Origin of the sequence: Pseudomonas sp. NBRC 111140 (assembly GCF_001320885.1) — a bacterium.
Taxonomy (GTDB): Bacteria; Pseudomonadota; Gammaproteobacteria; order Pseudomonadales; family Pseudomonadaceae; genus Aquipseudomonas; species Aquipseudomonas putida_P.
In genome coordinates this window covers 1-20,010 of sequence record NZ_BCBQ01000101.1, presented here as the reverse complement: position 1 = coordinate 20,010, position 20,010 = coordinate 1, and the positions used below count along the sequence as shown (strand labels likewise).

Sequence of the window (20,010 nt, the reverse complement as noted above, 5' to 3'; positions counted from 1 at the left end):
TAATCTTGCGGTACTGCATGATTACAGCGGAAAGCCGGAGCAAAAACTTGAGTCGCTAATACAGCAGAAGCTACTCAAGAATAAGTCGGTGTTTAATTTCTCACAGTTTCGCGATCTTTCAAAAATCGGGGAAGACAGTGTTGCAACAGATGTTGAGGACTTGCTTGATCCCGATAGATACATGATAGTTTTCTCAAGCGTGTTTCAGAAAGAGCTTGGTCAGAAGGCCATTGCTCAATCGGACCTTCCACCAGGGGATCGAATTGTCGGAAGAATTGAAAAATATCTCTCTACCAACAATATAAGGATCCGCCCCTCAGGAGGTTATAATCATTACGCTGTGGCTGCCGCTTTCGTGGCCAGTATTGCGGAAAACTGTACCGATGATACTGTTGCCCGTTTCACAGCGTTGTTCAAAGATGTCAACGTTGCACTGAAATAACCTCTAGGTCCAGCCGGGACACTCTCCTGGCTGGGTGGTTATAGTTCAAAAAACATTTTTGATGTCGTGGCATCATCCATAGTGACGCGTAAATGGCGTAAATGAGGTGTGATGTCGCTCGCCATGGCGCGCAAAGCGCCATGGTGGCCACGTTGTTCAGAAATGACCGGGCTTGTCAGGCGCTAAGAGTAAAATTGAGCTAACCGGATCACTTTAACAATTCAGACCTTGCTTTCCTGCGCCTTGCCAGATCAAAGATGGCATACTGTTCCTCAAGCGATTCCAGAGGATCACCCTATGCATTGCACGAATGCTTCTCTAAGACGGTGCACATGCGAGTTGTGGGGAAGTCCATCTGCAATGAAGAACGTCGGCTTTCCCGAATCAATCGCACTTTAACTTTCCTAAATGGATCGACTGCTGTAACCCATCACCGGAAATTATCGAGCCATTGCAGCCTGTCATGACAATGCAATCGGCACGATCTTCATCGTGCAAATACCCATCTAGGATCTAACAAAATTCTTCTCCTCAAGACGAAAGCAAGGCAAAATCCCCTTTTTTTATGCTTGAGGCCAAAATGGAAAAGCTTATTGCGTCAATTCAAGATTTCCCTGTGATTGTCCAGGGGGCTATGGGGTCTGCACTATTTGCATTGCTGATGTACATTGGCCAAAAAGTGACCACCTACTGCTTCGATAGCTTTCGCACGAGTTCAAAGAAAACACGGATCAGACAACTAAAGGAACAACACGTACGTCTACGAGCACTTAGCTCTGAAGATGATTCTGAGAGGGCTTATTTGACGTCGCTACTTTGGTTGAGGGCATCGCGCCACGTTGTTAAAGCATTGATATGGATCACATTTGGTTTGGCGTTTGAGTCCGTGGCTGGGATCTTTAGTGCTGTAGGTTTTATAGGCGCATTTTATTATTTGTTTTTAGCGTTAAACATCGTTAAACCCATCGGTTATGAGGGTGATATCGACAAAAAAATCCAGGAAATTCGAAATGAGATTGAAGTTTTAAAAAATAGTATTTTAGTGCTTGAGAAGCGAAACAATTGAAAGAGCTTTAGCTATAAGTGTGTTGTATATGACCGGTAGTAAAAGTTTGGGGGTGTTTTCGGTACAAGCTTCCAGTTTCCGAAAAATTGGACGCCCTGGCCACCAACCTAGGTCTGTCTCCGGCGCTACAAATAAAGGCTTGCAGCGATGCAGGCCTTTTTTGTGCTTGAGAAAAGCGGTGGTCTTGTTCGCTCGCTGAAAAAAACTGCTGAGAGTGTCCCCCCACTTTTTTACGCTCTACGGGATTATCGAGTAGAAAATTCAAGTTGCTGCATAATGGTATCGTTAGTTTAAATTGGTTCGCGATAAAATATTTTCTTCCAGTGTCGCTCAAGGCGCGTACCTTCTGCTCCCTTTCCAATATTGTCAAGGCCGCGTACCATTACGTAGAGGCCACCCAAAATTTGAATTGTTTCAGTTGCCCCGACACTAGAATAGTCAAAGTTTGGAAAGAACACAAAGCAAGCCATAATCATCCCCACTAAAAACTCGGAAAGACCGTATGACAAGCGGAAATTTTCACGGTACCAATATAGAGCGGTGCCAAGAATTGGGAGCGAAATCAAGGTTCCCCAAGTTGAAATTGTTGACACAAGAAAATGGAAATTTATAGTTGACGCAATGCCCGACAAAGCTGTGATGAAGCTAGCAAAAATACTAAGCGTCAGATATCGACGCTGTTTGGAAATGATTGTCTTTGCCGTTTCTTCAATAACCTTGTCAGGTTTCGCAGTAACATGCTCTGCCAGAAGTTGTGCGCCTGTGATCGACCTTATTCTGTATAGGCGAAGAAAATTAGAAAGTGCATGATCTCCAGTTACAACGCATACTGCGTCTTCGCCAAGTAGTTCTGCATAGTATTTAGCAGTCCTCGCTATTTCTATGTCCGCGGAATCAAGTCGGTATGTGCCCCTCTCAGGCGCTATTGGCTCTTCTTGTGGTTTTCCAAGGGGTGATATTAGAGCACCCTTGCGGACTGCTTGCGAGACTAGCTCGAATACACCGCCAGGAACACCACGCATGCGTCTTTTACTAAGTTCTTCGATTACCACCTGAGGAATTATAATACTATCTGCTGCGGCCATTGCGAGTACTTCTGGGTGTTGAACCAATACATTGGTGTCGATGATGTAGTGATCGGTCACGGATAATCCTAATATTTAATGTGCCGGCTTGAGCGAATTTATGCTCTAGCTCTAAAAATTAACGGCGGCCGATGCATAATCTAGGCCGGAGGTTCGCACCAAAGAGAGATATGCTACTGGTTTGCCATTAGCTAGTCCACCGACTGTTTTGGGCCGAAAGCAGCTTCTGCCGTCGACCGTTTTGGGTCGGTAGCAGGCAATCACCACTGACCTCTATCGACCAGGCTGGAAACCATCGGCGCGATCAGGTTGGTTAAAAAAACAAGCCGGGATCCGCGCTTCTACGCGAGGACTGGGTTAGCTGGATGGCCATGCTTTTACAGATTTCACAAATGCTCGAACTTTTTAAAAAGCCATTTGGGTTTTTACTCAGTCTGGACTCATGGCCGCCGTTTGGGAATGGCTGCAATCGGCGCAAAAGCGCCTATTGGGCATAGAAATTATTCAGCGTTACGGATTCGACTCCATTGCTCTTTGTGTTGAGCCATTTCGCTCTTTACCACCGAAGCCTGCTTCTCTAAGCGACTGATCCCAAGTTGTTTGGATGTGCCGCGAAGAGTTTGGGCTTCGGCATGGGAGAGGATGTAGCAATCGGCTGCTCGAACACCGTTGACTACAACAACAACCAAGAAATCGAACTCGCGCGCGAGGGAGCCTATGGTGTTGTTCGTACTTTTGTTGTGCAGTTCGGTAGCTTTGACCTGAATTCTTACGATTCGTCCTGATTCTGAGATGGCGGTTATGTCATAGCTATCTTGATTAAATTTAATCGCGGGATATGCTTCAATTTCGTTTTCAAGTAGGCGCGTTAGAGTAAGGTACTCGCCAAACTTACCAATAAACTTCATCTCTCTTCCTGTGCAAGATAGGGGGGCTGGTCAAGTTGCGTATCTGGTTCAGTGTGCTTATGGCTTTTACTTTTGCACATAAACCTTCCATCCTACCAGCGTACTGCAATGGACGCATCCACGAGGTGCGGTGCATGCCAATGTATGCTAGCAGAAAATCAAATCATCCCACGAATTAGATATTGGATGGTGAAGGTTTCTTTGGTTGGGACTTCGGCTTTGGCTTTGACGTTACTGTCACAGGTGCTAGTTTTTGCTGTTTTCCGACCACTAGGGATCTGGCACCCCGTGGTTTAGATGCGCTAGTAGGCTTCGATACGAATATCTTTGCCGATCGCTTGGCGGCTTTCTTAGCAGTGCCAGTAATGGTCATGGAAAGCTGAGTACCACTGCCAATTCGCTTAAAGTAGGCAACGTTTTGGTTGTACAATCGTTCCAGATCTAACCAGTTGCTGCAGGCGCCAAGAGAATCAGCCCTAAATTGATTATCCTCGAGGACTCGCAGCATTTGCGGGTAGCGTTTCTTATGAAAGTCCCAAGCCGTCAGGAACTTACTTCTAACGTGAGGCGCTGGGTGCGAGCGCATCTGATCATGAATGTGCTGGAGAAACCTGATCTGGCCGAATAGGTTCGGAGCTACATCGCCAACAGAAGGGTTAAACACTGTTGGGTAAACGCCGAAAGCGTACTTGTTGAGGTTTTCCAGATGCTGATTCAGATAGACAAAGGAAAACTCATCGTTGAACCGTGCCAAGTGAAATGTCTGGTTGTACTTAGCACACTCGTTGTCCATGAATAGACCAAGCGAGGGAATGTCTTTCTCAGCCTTGTGAGCCTTGATCAACGCGCTTCCGTAAAAGCAGTCGACATGGTCCAATTCGTAGTGAAAGAACTCTCCCGCGACCAACGTTGCTCTGAAATAGATGTCTTGTCCGATCAAGCGGTCATGAAGGTCCTCCGCGAACTCCGTCAGATACATGACCAGATACTTTCGGACGTCATCGTTGGTGGGGGCGTCGTTGTTATAGACCAAGATGGTGTCGGAAAAGACAATCGTTGTGAAACTGTTGTGCTTGTGGACGTTCAGCGTGTCAAGGATCGAGTAGACACGAGCCACTTTACGCGGGTCTTTGGCCACCATTTCAGTAAAGCCAAGGATATCGATATAGAGAAGAAAACGGTCCGACATTGCAGTGTTCTTGTGATATTGGCGACACGCCATCATCGCTGGATTTCACTACATTTACCATCATCAAAAAATGCTCTTGACCTGGCCTTCAAGGAACCTTCGGCGACGGCGTTGGCGCAAATTGCCTTTGACGGGATTGGAGGTGCTTTCGGTGTCTAAGGCAGATAGGGGCTAACATTTTCTGGTATCGCTACTGGAGGGATGAGGGGGATTGGGAGTGGTGTGAGATCGATTGATAGAGCCTAAAAATTCCCGATTCGATTCCACGGAAAGCCATAACCAGCTGATTTTTTTATAGATATCCTATGAGGTACAGCTTGAAATCCACCAAATTCCAGCCCCGCGAAAACCGGGCCGTCACGGCCAACAACCGTCCGTCTGTCTCCGCACCAGTTCAGGTTCCAGCGAAGGCTACCAAAATCTCTGGAACCCCCGTAAAACCCGCCTTTTGGCGGGTTTTTTCGTTATAGCGTTCCGTCGGATTCCGACAGCTGCCAGCCGATTTAAGGGGGTAATGGTCGGGATAAAGTCGATTCGAGAAAGGGGTTTGCCCTTTTGGCTCGTACTACTGCTTTCTTGACTGACACCGGCTGCTCGGCCAAACCTGGTTTTGGCATCACGATGAAATGCTGGAGTGCGAACACAACCCGCGATTGAGCTTTCGTAACAAGGCCGGTTACCGCAGCCTGGTGGTCCATTCCCGTTGGATAGGGGTATTGGGGCTGCTACGCAGCCCTTCACACACTGCGCCCTTTTGCATCCTTGTCGGCACCCAATTAGTCAAATATGATACCGCTTCTCATTTGCATCAATTCTGTGACCGCCAATGGCATCCGTCGATACCGCTCAGTTCACTGCTCTGTACGAACAGCAACACCGCTGGTTGCGTAGCTGGCTGTATCGGCAATTGAGCTGCTCACACCGCGCTGCTGATTTGATGCAGGACACCTTCATGCGTCTGTTGGTCAGTGACCAGGCATTTGAAGTCCGCCAGCCTCGGCCTTTCTTGGCCAAGGTGGCACGCAGTGTCCTGTCCAACCACTATCGCCGCGCACGCTTGGAAAAAGCCTACCTGGATGCGCTCCAGACGGAAGACGAAAGCGTGCTGCCGGATCTGGCGACCCAACTGATTGTTTTCGAGACGCTGGTTCGGCTCGACGAAGCGCTCTGCGAACTGGATGTCGCCGTCAAAAAGGCTTTTCTCTGGTCGCAACTGGACGGGCTCAGCCACGGAGAAATTGCCGAACGGCTGGGTATTTCGATCGCTACCGTCAAACGCCATATCATCAAGGCGGGTGCGCGATGCATGCTGGTGACGGGATCGCTGCAATGACGATTTCCGGGAACGCCGTTAGCCGAGAACCATCGCTATCGCCAAAAATGTGTGAGGAGGCGATGGAGTGGTGGCTCGATATGCAGGAGGCCAATTTCGATTCATCCGCACAGGCCGCTTTTGTGGCATGGCGCAGTGAACACCCTTTGCATGAACTGGCCTGGGAAAAAGCCTTGGCGCTGGGGGAGCAGCTCGACTCTTTGCGCACCCGAGGCGATCCAGACCTTGCCCGGCGGGCGCTGTTGCTTCCCTCCCAGGAAAAGCTGAGCAGGCGTCGGGCGATAAAAGGGTTGGCATTGTTGCTGGCTGCAAGCGCCGGTGCATGGATGAGTCGAGACAGCGAAATGGTGTCGCGCCTCAGTGCCGATTACACCACGGGTGTGGGCGAGCAGCGACGTGTTGCGCTGGCCTCGGATCTGTCGCTAGAACTCAATACCCATAGCGCGATAAACGCTCGTGCGACGGGCCATCGTTGGCACCTTCGATTGCTCAGCGGCGAGGTCTTGATTGATGCTGCCTTGAACCCGGCGCTATTCATCGATACCGCTCAGGTTCGCACGCAAGCGTCCTCGGCACGTTTCACGATACGGCAGCTCGACAATGGCTCTACCCAGTTGGCGGTCTATCGTGGCTCGCTTCAAGTGACCCCGACTCAGGCCGGCACCTGGACTGCCCTGCAAGCCGGGCAGCTGGCGCGTTTCGGGCCGCTTGGGGTGCTCGATCAGGGTGTAATGCAAGCATCCAGCCCCGCCTGGGCCGAAGGCATGATCGTCGCCAACGGCCAACCGCTTCAGGCTTTCCTCGACGAACTTGGCCGCTATCGTCATGGGTATCTTGGGTGCGACGCCGCCTTGGCCAATCTGCGCGTGTGGGGCACCTACCCGCTGGCTGACAGCGATCGAGTCATCGATGCCGTCGCCCAGACGCTGCAATTGGAGGTACAGCGTTTCACTCGCCTGTGGATCAACTTGCGTCCCTCGCCAGCGAACGTCTGAAGTTTTTTCGTCCTCGATGAGCCGTTTTGATTTCTGGCGAGACTCATAGGCCATACATCAAAAATCATCGGGGGAACTTCACATGCCTCACCGCAGTATTTCGTCGCACTACAGGTCGCTCGCCAACACATTGGGTTGCGCCGCGGCGGTTCTGATCGCTACTTCATCGCCCGTGTGGGCAGCCGCCGATAACAGCGTGCAACACTACGAAATTCCCCCGGCGTCACTCGGTACTGCGCTCAACCAACTGGGCCAGCAAGCCCATTTGCTGCTGTCGTTTTCCAATGATTTGATTGCCGGGCAAAACAGCCCTGGTTTGAGTGGTGATTACACGGTCGACGGTGCTTTACAGGTGCTACTCGCAGGCAGCCAACTCATTGCGGTTCGCCAGCCGGATGGGCGATACACCCTGCAACGAGCGCCAGCTTCTAGCGCCCTGGAGCTTCAAAGCATTTCAATTTCGGGCAAAGCGCCCGGGTCGACGACAGAAGGTACCGGGCTGTACACCACCTATTCATCCAGCAGTTCGACCCGCCTGAACCTGACCCCCAAAGAAACCCCGCAGTCGCTGACCGTCATGACCCGCCAGCGCCTGGATGATCAGCGCCTGACCAATCTCAGTGACACCCTCGATGCCACCCCGGGCGTCATCGTGTTGCGCGACGGACTGGGTGCCGAGTCTGACGGTTACTTCTCTCGGGGCTTCGAGATTCAGAACTTTGAAATCGACGGCGTGCCCACCGTCAAGCGCATGGACAACTACACCCAGAGCATGGCCATGTATGACCGTGTGGAGGTGGTGCGCGGTGCTACCGGCTTGATCAGCGGCCTGGGCAGCCCTTCAGCGACGATCAACCTGATCCGCAAGCGTCCGACCGCTGAGGCACAGGCCAGCGTCTGGGCCGAAGCCGGTAATTGGGACCGCTACGGTACCGGCTTTGATGTGTCTGGCCCGCTGACCGAAACCGGTAACGTACGCGGTCGTGTGGTCGCCGACTTCAAGACCGAGCGGTCCTGGGTCGACCGCTACAAGCAGGACTCGCAACTGATCTACGGCATTACCGAGTTTGACCTGACTGAAGACACCCTACTGACCATGGGCTTCAGTTACCAACGCACAGACGTTGACTCCCCAATGCGCTCTGGCCTGCCGACCCGTTTCACCGACGGCTCTCGCACCAACCTCAAACGCTCGCTCAATTCAGCTCAAACCTGGTCGTACAACGACCATGAACAAACCAGCTTTTTCACGTCGATCGAACAGCAGTTCGCCAATGGTTGGAGCGGGAAGATCGAGCTGACCCACTCCGAAAACAAGTTCGATGAAGTCTTCAACTACGTAAACGGTGGCCTCAACCCGGACGGAAGCGGCACCACTCAGTTGCCCGTGCGTTTCTCTGGTATCCCGCGCCAGAACAACATCGATGCCTACCTGACCGGCCCGTTCGGCCTGTTGGGCCGCGAGCACGAGTTGATCGCCGGTATGACCTTGTCCAACTACTACGAGAACGTGCCAAGCTATGGCGGCTGGAAGTACGACTATTCCGGCTCTCCGGCCGGGGCGATCGACAACCTGCTGAACTGGAACGGCAACTCGGTAAAACCGGAATTCAACGTCACTGGCAAATCCACTAACGACGAAACCCAATACGCCGCTTATCTCGCCACGCGCCTGCATGCCACCGACGCTCTCAGTATCTTGCTGGGTAGCCGCGTGATCGACTGGCATCGTGAGATCGAGGACAAACCCTACAACGCAGAAAAAACCAAGACCAAAGAGTCGGAGACCGGCGTCTACATTCCGTATGCCGGCGTAGTGTATGACGTCAACGATACGTGGTCGCTGTATGCCAGCTATACGAAAATCTTCAACCCTCAGTCGTCCTGGGTTCGCGACATCAACAACAAACCACTGGACCCGATGGAAGGCACCGGTTATGAAGTTGGTATCAAGGGCAGCCACTTCGATGGCAAGCTGAACTCCAGCGTCGCGCTGTTCAAGATCGAGCAGGACAACCTGGCGATCTGGATCGATACCCCAGGCGGCAACACGTACAAGTCAGAACAGGGCACCACTACCAAGGGCGCTGAATTCACCCTGGATGGAGAACTGGCTGAAGGCTGGCAGGCATCTGCCGGTTATGCCTATGCAGTCAGCACCGACGCTGACGACCAACGTATCGTTACTACCCTGCCTCGCCACAGTCTGAAGACCTTCACCAGCTATCGCCTGCCGGGCATCTTGAACAAGGTCACACTTGGCGGCGGTGTGAACTGGCAGAGTAAAACCGGTGCCGACCTGCACACCTTCACTCAGGGCAGCTATGCCGTCACCAACCTCTTGGCGCGCTACGACTTCAACCAACATCTGAGTGCGTCTGTGAACCTGAACAACGTGTTCGACCGCGAGTACCTCAGCTATGCCGGCGACCACGGTATGTACGGTGCGCCAAGAAACATCATGACGGGTATCAAGTACAACTTCTGACTTGTGCCCTTGAGGGAGGCTGGGGCTGCTGCGCAGCCCATCGCAGGCAAGCCAGCGCCTACAGCGATTGTGTGGGTGTTTGAGTTCTGCGCAAGGCCGCTGCTGGGCGATGCCACGGTAAGCACGGAACCTGTAGGAGCAGCACAAGGCTGCTCTTACCGGGTGACGCGATAGCCTGGGTGATGGCCAGGCCCCTGGCCCGCGCTGGCCTCAGAAGTCCCAGCGAGTAGTGACCATGACGTTGCGCGGTTCGCCGTAGATGGCCGAGTTATAGAAGCCGACGTTGGTGTAGTAATACTTGTCGAAGATGTTGTTGAGGTTGACCGTCGCCGACAGGTTCGGGGTGATCTGGTAGCGGGTCATCAGGTCCACCACCCAGTAGGATTCTTGCGTAACGTCCTCGTTCACGCCCTTGGGGCTGTTCCAGATCTGCTGCCAGGCCTTGTTCTGCCAACGCGCACCACCGCCAAGGGTGATCTTGTCCAGGTCACCGGTGAGTTTGTAGGTGGTGTAGAGGCTTAGCTGGTCTTCGGGCTCGAAGGTGGAGAGCTTCATGTCGTTGCTGTCGCGCACCACCTTGTGGGTGTAGCCGCCCTGCACCTGCCAGCCCGGGGCCAGCTCGCCGGACACTTCCAGCTCGTAGCCTTTGGTGGTCGCCTTGCTGCCCTTGAACGCGTAGTTGGGCGGGGTAGGGGTCTGGTTGTTGTAGGCGTCATCCGGCACCGAGCGGTTGCTTTCCTTGACCTCGAAGTAGGCCAGGCTGGCGTTCAGGCGGCCGTCGAAAAACTCGCTCTTGATGCCGATTTCGTAGTTTTCGCCTTCATCCGGCTCGATCAGTTTGTTGTCGCGGTCGCGGTTGTAGTTTTCCTGGGGCATGAACACGTCGGTGTAGCTGGCGTAGACCGAGAAATTTTCGTTCAGGTCGTAGATGGCGCCGGCATAGGGAATGAAGCGCCCGGACTCGGTGTAGGTCGGGGTCAGGCCGGTCAGGCTGTAGTTGACCACGCGGCCACCCAGCAGCACTTTCAGGTCGTCGGTCACGTTCAGGCGGGTGGTGAGGTACACGCCGGTCTGGCGGATGACATCGTCGGTGCGCTGCGACACCGGACCCCAGTCGGGCTTGGGCAGGTTGCCGTGCCAGTTGTTGTAGTCCACCCGGTTCGGCACCGAGAAGGTTTCGTCCCAGTAACCCTTGCCGCTCCAGTGGGCCTTGCTGATCGAGCCGCCCAGTACCAGGTCATGCTCGCGGCCGAGCATGCTGAACGGGCCGCTCACGTAAAGGTCAGCCGAGTCGCTTGTGGTGTCGCCCTTGTAGCGTTGTGCGTTGATTTCAGCGCTGCCGTCGGGCTGCGGCTGGTCGAATTGGATGGCGCCCATTTGCGCATCGTAGCCGTTGTACTTGTGGTCCAGTTGCAGCTTGGTCACCCAGCCGTCACCCAGGTCGTGTTCCAGGGTGGCGAACACCGTGCGGGTGTATTGCTGCCAGCTGCTCCAGTCGGTCGAGTTGCTGAACGAGCGCTTGGCGTCGTTGCGCTCGCCCTTGGAATTGAGCAGCGGGAAGCTGCCAGACCAGGTGGAACCCTTGGGGTCGTTGTCCTGGTAGTCGGCGCCTACCGTCAGCAGCGTGTCAGGTGACAGGTCGAACTCGAGGATGCCGTAGAACACCGAGTTCTGGCTCGAGTAGCGGTCGATGAACGAATGCTTGTCCTGATAGGCGGCCACGGCCCGGCCGCGAACGTTGCCGGTTTCGGTCAGCGGGCCGCTGACATCCAGTTCGCTGCGGTAGTTGTCCCACGAGCCTGCACCCAGGGTGGCGTGGCCCTGGAAGTCGGCGGTGGGCTTTTTGCGTACCAGGTTGATGGTGCCGCCCAGCGAGCCTGCGCCGCTGAGTAGGCCGGATGCGCCCTTGAGTACTTCGATACGGTCGTAGATCGCCATGTCGCTCAGGGTGTTGCCTGCCGAGTAGGCGACGTTGCGCACGGCGGAGGGGATGCCGTCGTACTGGAAGTTGTTGATCGAGAAACCGCGCGAATAGTAGTTGGTGCGATCAGTGTCGTAAGCCGACACGGTAATACCTGGGGTGTGGCGCATGACTGCGTCGACAGTGTTGAGGGCAAAGTCATCCATGTGCTGACGAGTGACCACGCTGATCGACTGCGGGGTTTCCCTGGGTTTCAGCACCAGGCGGGTGGCCGTGGCGATGGTGCCGGGCGTGTAGGACCCCGTGCCTTCGGTGACGGTGCCCAGCTGGTTGCTGATGATGTTGGTTGCACTCAACTCCAGGGCGCCACCACTGTCGGCAACGACCTCCACCGTATAGTTGCCACCGCTATTGAGTGCCCGAAGGCCAGTACCCGCCAGCAGCTGGGCCAGGCCCTCGTCAATGTCATAGCTGCCATTGAGCCCAGCGCTGCGCTTGCCGGCGGTCAGCTGGGCGTCGGCAGAAAGCAGGATGCCGGCCTCGCTCGCGAAGCGGTTCAACGCCTGATCCAGGCCGCCGGCGGGGATGGCGTAACTGCGTGATTGCTCGCTGGCGCCAGCCGATGTTGCGGGCAGCGCCAGTAGAAGGGGGCTGCTGCAAAGCAAGCCGGCAAACAGGGTGTGACGAACCGCAAGGCTCAATCGAGAACGGGGTGTTGTGGGCAGATACGGCATTCTGACTGTTCCTCTTGAGAATGCTTCTTGGTTAAATTCAAGAGGTATCCCGGACGAGTCGGTAAAACCGACAACGGGCAGCAGCGTTTTTTTCATTCATTGCCGTTGCAGCACTTGGGTAACGCTGGTCATGCGGGACTGATGGTGGTCCAAAAACGTGTCAGGCGGTGTACTTTTACCGGTAGGGATTGCTCTAGCGCTGTAAGTACGCGGTCGGTGTCTGCCAGCGGAAAAACGCCGGTTAGCGGCAGGGCGGCGACGGCAGGGTCGCAGCGCAGCATACCGGCCCGATGGCGAGCCAGTTCTGCGGTGAACTGCCCGAGCGGCATGCGCTCGGCGATCAGCCGACCATCGTGCCAGGCGATGGCGTTGAGATTCGCGGGTGCGATGTCACCGATCTGGGTGGTGGAAAACCAGCAACCTTGTCCGGCTTGCAGGCGTATGGCGCGAGCCTGACGCGGGCGCAGTTCCAGTTCGCCCTCAAACAGGTCGACCTGGCATTTATCGTCATGTTGGTACACGGAAAAGCGTGTGCCGAGTGCCAGGACATCCCCGGCTATGGTGTCCACGATCAGTGGGCGTTGCGCGGGGTCATGGCCGCTGTCGAGCAGCAACTCCCCAGCGAGCAGGCGAATGCGGCGCTCGCTTGCGCTGAACTGGATATCAACCGCGCTACCGCTGTTCAAGCCAAGCCGGCTGCCATCGGCCAACGTGCGCTGCAGGCGCTCACCCGTGCCGCTGCGCAGATCTGCCATGGCCTCGCGCCAAGGCAATTGCGATTGGACGATGTAACCGCTGCCGCCAGCCAAAAGCAGGGCGCTGAGCAGTTTCAGCGTCTGTCGACGGCGCGCGTCAGGCTGCTCCCGTAGCACGGCCAGCGCGGTATCCGCTGACACGCCGCTCAGGGTATGTTGCAGGTGCTCCAGGCGCTGCCACGCACGGGCATGTTCCGGGTCCGCATTTCGCCACTCAGCAAAGCGACGCTGTTGTGCCTTGTCCAGCTCGCCGCTCCATTGCAGCATTAACCAATGGCTGGCCTGTTCGACGATGGTTGCGGCGATGGGCGTTTCGTTGGAAGTTTTCATTCGGCGTACAGCACCTGATAGCAGGCGGTGATGGCGCGCAGCATGTACTTTTGTACCGAGCTGACACTGACTTCGAGGCGTTCGGCGATTTGGCTATAGGTCAGCCCTTCAAACTGCGACAGCAGGAACGCCTCGCGCACCTTCGCCGGCATGCTGTCGAGCATGGCGTCGATCTGCATCAGGGTTTCGATCACGATGGCGCGGGTTTCCAGCGACGGGCTTTCTGGTTCGGGGAGGGCGGCCAGGCTCTCCAGGTAAGCGTGCTTGATCCGTTGGCGGCGCCATTGGTCTATGACCAGGTTGCGGGCGATCTGGGCCAGGAAACGGCGGCCGTCGTTCTGCTCTGGCAGGCGTCGCGTTACCAGCAGGCGCAGGAAAGTGTCCTGGGCAATATCCGCAGCCCGTTCTCGATCACCAAGGCGCAGACGCAGCCAACCTTGCAGCCAGCCGTGGTGGTCGCGATAAAGGCTGTCGAGGGGTTGCAACGGGGCATCAGTGGGCACGTTCCTCTTCCCGTCAATTGGCCGCAGATAAGAATCAGTTGCAATTGTAGGGGGGAAGAGGAAATTTGGAAACTGCCTTTGCCGGAATCGGCTGCACAACCTTCTGGCGATGGGTCGTGCAGCTTGAGCAATGCCCCGGGATCAATTCACAGTAATTGCCGCATTCAAGACCAGCACCACAATCAACCCGACCACCGCCACGATGGACTGCACCACCGAGATGGTCTTGGTGGCTTCGCCCATGGTCATCCCAAAGGACTCTTTCACCATCCAGAACCCTGCATGGTTCGCATAGTTGAAGAACAGCGAGCCACAGCCGATGGACAAGGCCAGCAACGGCAGGTTGAGGCTGGGGTCAGCACCTGCCAGCGGTGCCAGCAAGCCGGCAGCCCCAACGATACCTACCGTGGCGGAGCCGGTAGACACCGAAAGCAACATCGCGATCAACCACCCCAGCATCAAGGGCGGGAAGGCCGATTGCTGAGTCAGGTGCACAATGGCATCACCCACCTTGGCGCTGGTCAGCATCTCCTGAAAAGCCCCGCCGCCGGCGATGATCATGATGATCGAGGCGATAGGCTTGAGGCTTTTGCCCAGTGCATCGCGCAGGTGTTCGGCGTCACCGCCGCGCGCCAGTACCAGGCTGGCGCCGGCGAACAGCACGCCCAGCAACATGGCGATCAGCGGGTTGCCGAGGAAACTGGCCAGCTCCAGCAACGGGTTGCCCTTGGGTAGCAGCATCTCGGCGACGGCATGCACCAGCATCAGAATCGCCGGCAGCAACGCGGCCAGCATGCCGATCGCTACGCCGGGGCGGGGTTGATCGTCGGCTTTTTCAGCCAGGGTGAACTGGTCCAGCAAAGCCTGATCAGGCCGAGTGCTCATGCGCGGCGAAATGAACATGCCATACAGCGGGCCGCCCAGGATCATTGCCGGGATAGCCGCCAGGAAGCCGTAAAGCATGGTGGGCCCAACCGAGGTCTTGAGCACCGCGATGGCGGTCAGGGGGCCAGGGTGCGGCGGTACCATGCCGTGCATGGCAGCCAGCGCCGAAATCACCGGCACGCCTACATACACGTATGCAGAGCCCTTGAAGCGGGCCTTGCTTTCCAGCTTGCGCGCCACGCTGAAAATCAGCGGCAGCATGATCACCAGGCCCACTTCGAAAAACATGGGGATGCCAATGACGAAGGCAACCAACATCATGGCCCACGGAATCATGCGGTCCGAGGTGCGCTTGAGGATGACATCAGCGACCTGCTCGGTGACGCCAGCGTCAGCCAGAATTTTGCCGAGCATCGCGCCCAGGGCAATCACCACCCCGACGGCCCCCAGGGTTTTTCCGGCGCCGGTAAGCAAGTGGGAGACGATGCTGCCTGGCTCCATGCGGGTAGCGAAGCCCACCCCAATGGACACCACCAGCAAGGCCAGCAGCGGGTGCATCTTCAGGCGCGACACGATGAGTGCCACCAGCACCAGGACACTGACCAGCGCGGTCAATAACAGCTGTATATCCAAGGGGGTCATTCAGGCAGTCTCGGTTGGGCGGGCGCTTTAGCTGAAGGGGTGAATCCGAGGCGGGTGCACGCAGGGGCAGCACCGGGCGAAAAAGCATTGCAGGGCAGAGCATTCATGGGGTGATTCACCTTGTTATTTGGTCATCTATATGAATCCTCTCAAAGTATTCGCGTTGCGGCGGGAGACTGTCAAGAGCAGGCAGTCGGGTCTTGGCGGGCGTGCCGATGCGGGTTGGCTCTGATGGCCAGGTATCGCCTTCGGGTGGCCTTTTGGCCCCAGCGGGCAATACTTCTTTCTATACGCAGGCGTGTTCCTGGTGGCGCGCGCCGCTGGGAGGTGTCTGGTGAACAAATTGACAATCGTAGGTGCCGGCCTGGTCGGCGAGGCCGCGGCGCAGATCATTGCCCGGGATGAGTTGTGCCGTGAGCTGGTGTTGATGGATGTTCAGGGCGAGCTGGCGCAGGGCAAAGCGCTGGACGTGTGGCAGGCCGCCGTGGAGTCTGGCTCGGATACCCGAGTCTACGGCGGGGCCAAGGCCGAAATGCTGGACGGTTCCGACCTGGTGGTGATTACGGCGGGCGTACCGCGCAAGCCCGGCCAGTCACGTCAGGATGTGCTGAGCATCAACCTGCCGATACTGGATGGCATCATGACGGACATCAAACACCATGCCCCGGCAGCGACGGTATTGGTGGTGTCCAACCCGGTCGACGTGCTGACCTATCGCGCCTGGAGCGTCAGCGGGCTGGGGCGCGACAAGGTGTTTGGGCAGGCGGGCGTGCTGGATACCGCACGCATGAAGTGTTTCATCGCCGAGCAAACCGGCTTTTCTGCCAAGGACATCACGGCGCTGGTGCTGGGGGGGCATGGCGACAGCATGGTGCCGCTGATGCGCTACTGCCAGATCGGCTCGGTGCCGCTGTCGCATTTTCTCTCCAGCGAGCAGATCGAGCAGATTGTCGAGCGAACTCGCAAAGGCGGCGGCGAGATTCTGGGCTTGAAGAAGATGGGCAGCGCCTGCGATGCACCGGGCGTGGCGATTGCACAGATGGTGGATGCCATCGCCAATGGGCGAAACCGCATTTTGCCGGCTGTGGCGATTCTGCAGGGTGAATATGGGCGCAAGGATATTGCCATGGGTGTGCCCTGTGTACTCGCAGACGAGGGGCTTGCGCGGGTGATCGAGTTGCCGCTGGATGCGCAGGAACAGGCGATGTTCGACCAGTCTGCGGATCAGGTGGCGCGGGATATTGATGAGATGAAGGCTTTGTAAGCGAGGGGCAGATCACGCGCCGCGCAGGTGGCGCTCGGTTTCTAGACCAAGCGCCACCCATGACCAACGCCGCCGACGTTCCGCGCTCCAATTGCCCGTTCCCAGTGCTACAGCCCCAGGCCTCGAACTGGAGGCACTCTACCGTTTCCATCACGGCTGGATCCGCCAGTGGCTGCAGCGCAAGCTCGGCAATGCCCAGGATGCGGGGTGCAAGGCGCCCGTTGTAAATGAAAACCCTTATCGTTAAAGTCAGCGCCTTCTTCCCCCGCCCGGGTCGCCCCCACGCATGAAGACCGAAGAGCTGGAACTGGCTTTCAAGGCCCATGCCGGAGAGTTGCGCGCGTTCCTGTACCGCCAGTTGCGCAACACCGACACCGCCGCCGACCTGGTGCAGGAAACCTACCTGCGCATGCTGCGCCAACCACCCCGGGCCCCGGTGCTGAACCTGCGCAGCCTGCTGTTTCGCATTGCCCGCAACCTGGTCATCGACCACACCCGCAGCCGTGGCACGCGGGGGCAGCATGACGAAGGTATGGCGTACCTGTACGAAGTCACCGGCGAAAGCCCCGAGCCATTTGCCGAAGTCGCCGCCCGGCGCGAGCTGGCGCTGATGGCCGAGGCGTTGCAGCGCCTGCCGCCACGTTGCCAGGAGATTTTTCTGCTGTGCCGCCTGGAGGGTATGGCGCACAAAGCGGTGGCCGAGCAGTTGGGCGTTTCCGTGAGCACGGTGGAGAAGCAGTTGGCCATTGCGCTGGACTTTCTGGGCCAGAGTTTGCAACGTTGACCGTTATGCACAAGCCTTCCGCTCCCCTCGACCCCTCACCTGACGTACGCCGGGCTGCCCAGGCCTGGGTAGTGCGTCTGACTTCGGGGGATGTGCGGCCTGGCGACGTGGAGGCGGCGCGGGCCTGGTGCGCGCAGGCGCCGGAGCATCAGCAGGCGTTTGTCGAGGCAAGACGGCTATGGGCGTTGAGCGGGCAGCTTCAGGCCCCTGCGCGGCGGCGTGCGCCGGCCCGGCAATGGGCGTTGGCCAGTGCGGCGGTGCTGGTGCTGGGCGTCGGCGTGGCGTTGGCCTGGCATGGGCAATGGGGCGCGGATTATCGGACCGGGGTAGGGGAGCGCCGGGTTGTCGCGTTGAGCGATGGCTCGCGTATCAGCCTGGATGCCGAGTCGGCTGTGGACGTTGAGATGAATGACCGGGCGCGGCGTATCACCTTGCGCAAGGGCGAGGCGGTGTTCGAGGTGGCGCATGACCCGGCACGGCCGTTCACCGTGCAGGCAGGGGCGGTGCAGGCTACGGCGTTGGGTACTGTGTATGCAGTGAGCCGTGAGGGCGCGTCGGTGGGGGTGGTGGTCAAGCGTGGGCGGGTGGCGGTCAGTGATACCGCCGACCGAGTCGAGCTTTCTGCCGGTGAAGCGGTGGGGCGAGAGGCTGGGCGGTTGGGCGGCAAGCACGGGCTGGATGTGGACAGTGCACTGGCCTGGCAGCAGGGGCGGCTGGTGTTCGAGCAGGCGCCGCTGGCGCAGGTGCTGAAGGCTCTGGAACGGTATCGGCCGGGGTGGTTGCTGATTGGCGATGAGCAATTGCGTGGGCTCAAGGTCAGTGGCACCTTCCAGCTGGACCGGCTGGATGAAGGCTTGGCGACCCTTGAGCAGGCGTTCCCCCTGAGCATTCATCGGTACTCGGATTTTCTGCTGGTGTTTGAGGCGCGTGACTGAGCACGGGTTAGCCTGCATCGACAATTATTTTTACGGGTCTGTCACAGTCATCCGTCATCCCTTCTCAAAAACGAATGCTTCGTATTTGAAAGGGGAGTGTGATGGACCGAGGGCAATTTCGCAGGGCGTCGATGACGTCGTTTTCTTTGCTGTGCGCGCTGCTCCCAGGGCTGGCCCTGGCCGAGCCGCGTGAGTTCGACATCGCCCCGCAACCCCTGGCCAGTGCGCTCAACCGTCTGGCCGCGCAGGGCGGACTGCAGGTGATCTTCGATGGCAATTTGGTGCAGGGCAAGAGCAGCCGAGGCGTCACTGGGCGGCATGAACCGGAAGCGGCGCTGTCCGAGCTACTGCAGGGCAGTGGCCTGACCTGGCGCGCCACCGGCAGCACCAGCGTCACCTTGGAGCCCGCTGCGCAATCGTCTGGCGCGCTGGAGCTTGGGGCCACGTCGATCGTTGGCCAGGCCTACAGCTCCGTCAGCCCGGACGATGGCTACGTGGCCAAGCGCTCCTCGGTCGGCAGCAAGACCGACACCCCGTTGATCGAGACCCCAGCCTCGGTCTCGGTCATTACCCGCGAGCAGATCGAGGCGCAGCAACCCAAGACCGTGGCCCAGGCGCTGCGCTACACCCCAGGCGTCAACACCGAACTGGCTGGCCCGCAGTTCGTCGTCGATCAGTTGTCCATCCGCGGTTTCCAGCAGGGCACCGGGCGCATGCTGCGCGATGGCACCCGTACCTTCCTGCCGGAGTTTCTCGGCTGGGACGCGCCAGAACCGTACGGCCTGGAGCGCATCGAGGTACTGCGTGGTGCCAGCTCGGTGTTGTACGGCGCCTCGGACCCAGGCGGGCAGATCAACCTGGTGAGCAAGCGCCCCACCCAGCAGCCCTTGCACGAAGTGCAGTTGCAGGCCGGCAACCTGAACTATCAGCAAGGCGCCTTCGACCTGGGTGATGCGCTGGATGACGAAGGCATCTGGAGTTATCGCCTGACCGGCCTGTTCCGCGAAACCGATGCCCAGACCGATCACATCACCAACCGCCGGCAGTACATCGCCCCGGCGCTCAGCTATCGGCCCAGTGCCAATACCGAGTTCACCCTGCTGGGTGAGTATCAGCGTCAGACTGGTAACTTCGCCAACTCGCTTCCCGCCAGCGGCACCGTGTTCCGCGATGCGCGTGGCCGGCTGGACCGTGACACCTACGTGGGCGACAGCGCCTACGACTTCATGACCAACGAAAAGACCTCGTTGGGCTATGTGTTCGAACATCACTTCGATGAGACCTGGACCCTGCGCCAGAATGTGCGCTACAGCAACTACCGCCAGGCCAGCAGCGAAATCGCCTTGTTCGGCCCAGTCGGCGGTGGGCAGTATTCGCGTTACAGCGACCAGCGCAAGGGCGATGGCCGTTTGTTTACGGTGGACACCCATGTTCAGGCCGACTTCGCGACCGGGCCGGTGGAGCACACTTTGCTGAGTGGGGTGGACTACAACAACGGCAAGTTCGACCAGCAGCAGTCACTGGACTTCATCCTGCAAAGCTTCGACCCGTTCCAGCCGGTGTACGGTCAGCCGCTGAGCACGGTGCCGTTCAGCTTTGCCAGCTATGAGCAGAAGCTGTCCCAGACCGGCGTGTACCTGCAGGACCAGCTGCGTATCGACAACTGGGTGTTGCTGCTGGGCGGGCGCTACGACTGGGCGGTCAACCAGAAGGACGATCGCGCCCCGCAAACTCAGAAGGACGAGAAATTC

At 57.5% G+C, this 20,010-nt stretch carries 15 protein-coding genes and 1 pseudogene; 9 read left to right on the top strand and 7 right to left on the bottom strand.

Annotated features, from left to right (window positions below):
- Together APH42_RS30220 and APH42_RS24545 are read left to right on the top strand one after the other, a co-directional pair.
- Positions 1–442 (top strand): annotated as a pseudogene (locus tag APH42_RS30220) (hypothetical protein); the annotation flags it as partial.
- Between the two features lie 580 nt (positions 443–1,022).
- Positions 1,023–1,508: a hypothetical protein gene (locus APH42_RS24545; RefSeq protein WP_156352886.1), complete on the top strand. Its 486-nt coding sequence runs from the start codon at positions 1,023–1,025 to the stop codon at positions 1,506–1,508.
- Between the two features lie 290 nt (positions 1,509–1,798).
- Here the strand turns inward: APH42_RS24545 and APH42_RS29540 are convergent, their stop codons facing one another.
- The 3 genes from APH42_RS29540 to APH42_RS24535 all read right to left on the bottom strand — a co-directional run bounded on the left by APH42_RS29540 (position 1,799) and on the right by APH42_RS24535 (position 4,690).
- On the bottom strand, positions 1,799–2,653 hold the full coding sequence (locus tag APH42_RS29540; protein ID WP_082421461.1) for a PIN domain-containing protein: 855 nt from the start codon (positions 2,651–2,653) through the stop codon (positions 1,799–1,801).
- A 440-nt stretch (positions 2,654–3,093) separates the two neighbouring features.
- Positions 3,094–3,501, bottom strand: coding sequence for a hypothetical protein (locus tag APH42_RS24540; RefSeq protein WP_060494427.1), 408 nt, complete (start codon positions 3,499–3,501; stop codon positions 3,094–3,096).
- Positions 3,502–3,676: 175 nt separating this feature from the next.
- Complete coding sequence (locus tag APH42_RS24535) at positions 3,677–4,690, bottom strand: hypothetical protein (protein ID WP_060494426.1); 1,014 nt, start codon at positions 4,688–4,690, stop codon at positions 3,677–3,679.
- Between the two features lie 826 nt (positions 4,691–5,516).
- On the opposite strand from APH42_RS24535, the gene APH42_RS24530 reads away from it, so the two are divergent.
- From APH42_RS24530 to APH42_RS24520, 3 genes are all read left to right on the top strand, one after another.
- The gene (locus APH42_RS24530) at positions 5,517–6,023 is read left to right on the top strand and encodes a sigma-70 family RNA polymerase sigma factor (protein WP_012270405.1); all 507 of its coding nucleotides are present in this window, start codon (positions 5,517–5,519) and stop codon (positions 6,021–6,023) included.
- A complete protein-coding gene (locus APH42_RS24525; protein WP_081337024.1) occupies positions 5,993–7,018 on the top strand; it encodes a FecR domain-containing protein in 1,026 nt (341 codons plus the stop codon). The genes APH42_RS24530 and APH42_RS24525 overlap by 31 nt, the downstream gene beginning before the upstream one ends.
- Before the next feature lie 82 nt (positions 7,019–7,100).
- Positions 7,101–9,506: a TonB-dependent receptor gene (locus APH42_RS24520; protein ID WP_060494424.1), complete on the top strand. Its 2,406-nt coding sequence runs from the start codon at positions 7,101–7,103 to the stop codon at positions 9,504–9,506.
- Positions 9,507–9,716: 210 nt separating this feature from the next.
- Here APH42_RS24520 and APH42_RS24515 read toward each other — a convergent pair whose 3' ends face one another.
- From APH42_RS24515 to APH42_RS24500, 4 genes are all read right to left on the bottom strand, one after another.
- Positions 9,717–12,161, bottom strand: coding sequence for a TonB-dependent siderophore receptor (locus tag APH42_RS24515; protein WP_060494423.1), 2,445 nt, complete (start codon positions 12,159–12,161; stop codon positions 9,717–9,719).
- Positions 12,162–12,289: 128 nt separating this feature from the next.
- The gene (locus APH42_RS24510) at positions 12,290–13,246 is read right to left on the bottom strand and encodes a FecR domain-containing protein (RefSeq protein ID WP_060494422.1); all 957 of its coding nucleotides are present in this window, start codon (positions 13,244–13,246) and stop codon (positions 12,290–12,292) included.
- Positions 13,243–13,749, bottom strand: a complete 507-nt coding sequence (locus tag APH42_RS24505) for a sigma-70 family RNA polymerase sigma factor (RefSeq protein ID WP_012270410.1) — start codon at positions 13,747–13,749, stop codon at positions 13,243–13,245. Before APH42_RS24505 ends, APH42_RS24510 begins: the two co-directional genes overlap by 4 nt.
- 141 nt (positions 13,750–13,890) lie before the next feature.
- On the bottom strand, positions 13,891–15,276 hold the full coding sequence (locus APH42_RS24500; protein WP_060494421.1) for a GntP family permease: 1,386 nt from the start codon (positions 15,274–15,276) through the stop codon (positions 13,891–13,893).
- A 334-nt stretch (positions 15,277–15,610) separates the two neighbouring features.
- Here APH42_RS24500 and APH42_RS24495 point away from each other — a divergent pair, with 334 nt between their 5' ends.
- The 4 genes from APH42_RS24495 to APH42_RS24480 form a co-directional block, all read left to right on the top strand.
- Complete coding sequence (locus APH42_RS24495; RefSeq protein ID WP_012270412.1) at positions 15,611–16,540, top strand: malate dehydrogenase; 930 nt, start codon at positions 15,611–15,613, stop codon at positions 16,538–16,540.
- A gap of 286 nt (positions 16,541–16,826) precedes the next feature.
- Positions 16,827–17,324: an RNA polymerase sigma factor gene (locus APH42_RS24490; RefSeq protein ID WP_012270414.1), complete on the top strand. Its 498-nt coding sequence runs from the start codon at positions 16,827–16,829 to the stop codon at positions 17,322–17,324.
- Between the two features lie 5 nt (positions 17,325–17,329).
- On the top strand, positions 17,330–18,259 hold the full coding sequence (locus APH42_RS24485) for a FecR family protein (protein ID WP_060494420.1): 930 nt from the start codon (positions 17,330–17,332) through the stop codon (positions 18,257–18,259).
- Positions 18,260–18,390: 131 nt separating this feature from the next.
- A partial coding sequence (locus APH42_RS24480) for a TonB-dependent siderophore receptor (RefSeq protein ID WP_060494419.1) occupies positions 18,391–20,010 on the top strand: 1,620 nt, incomplete at its 3' end.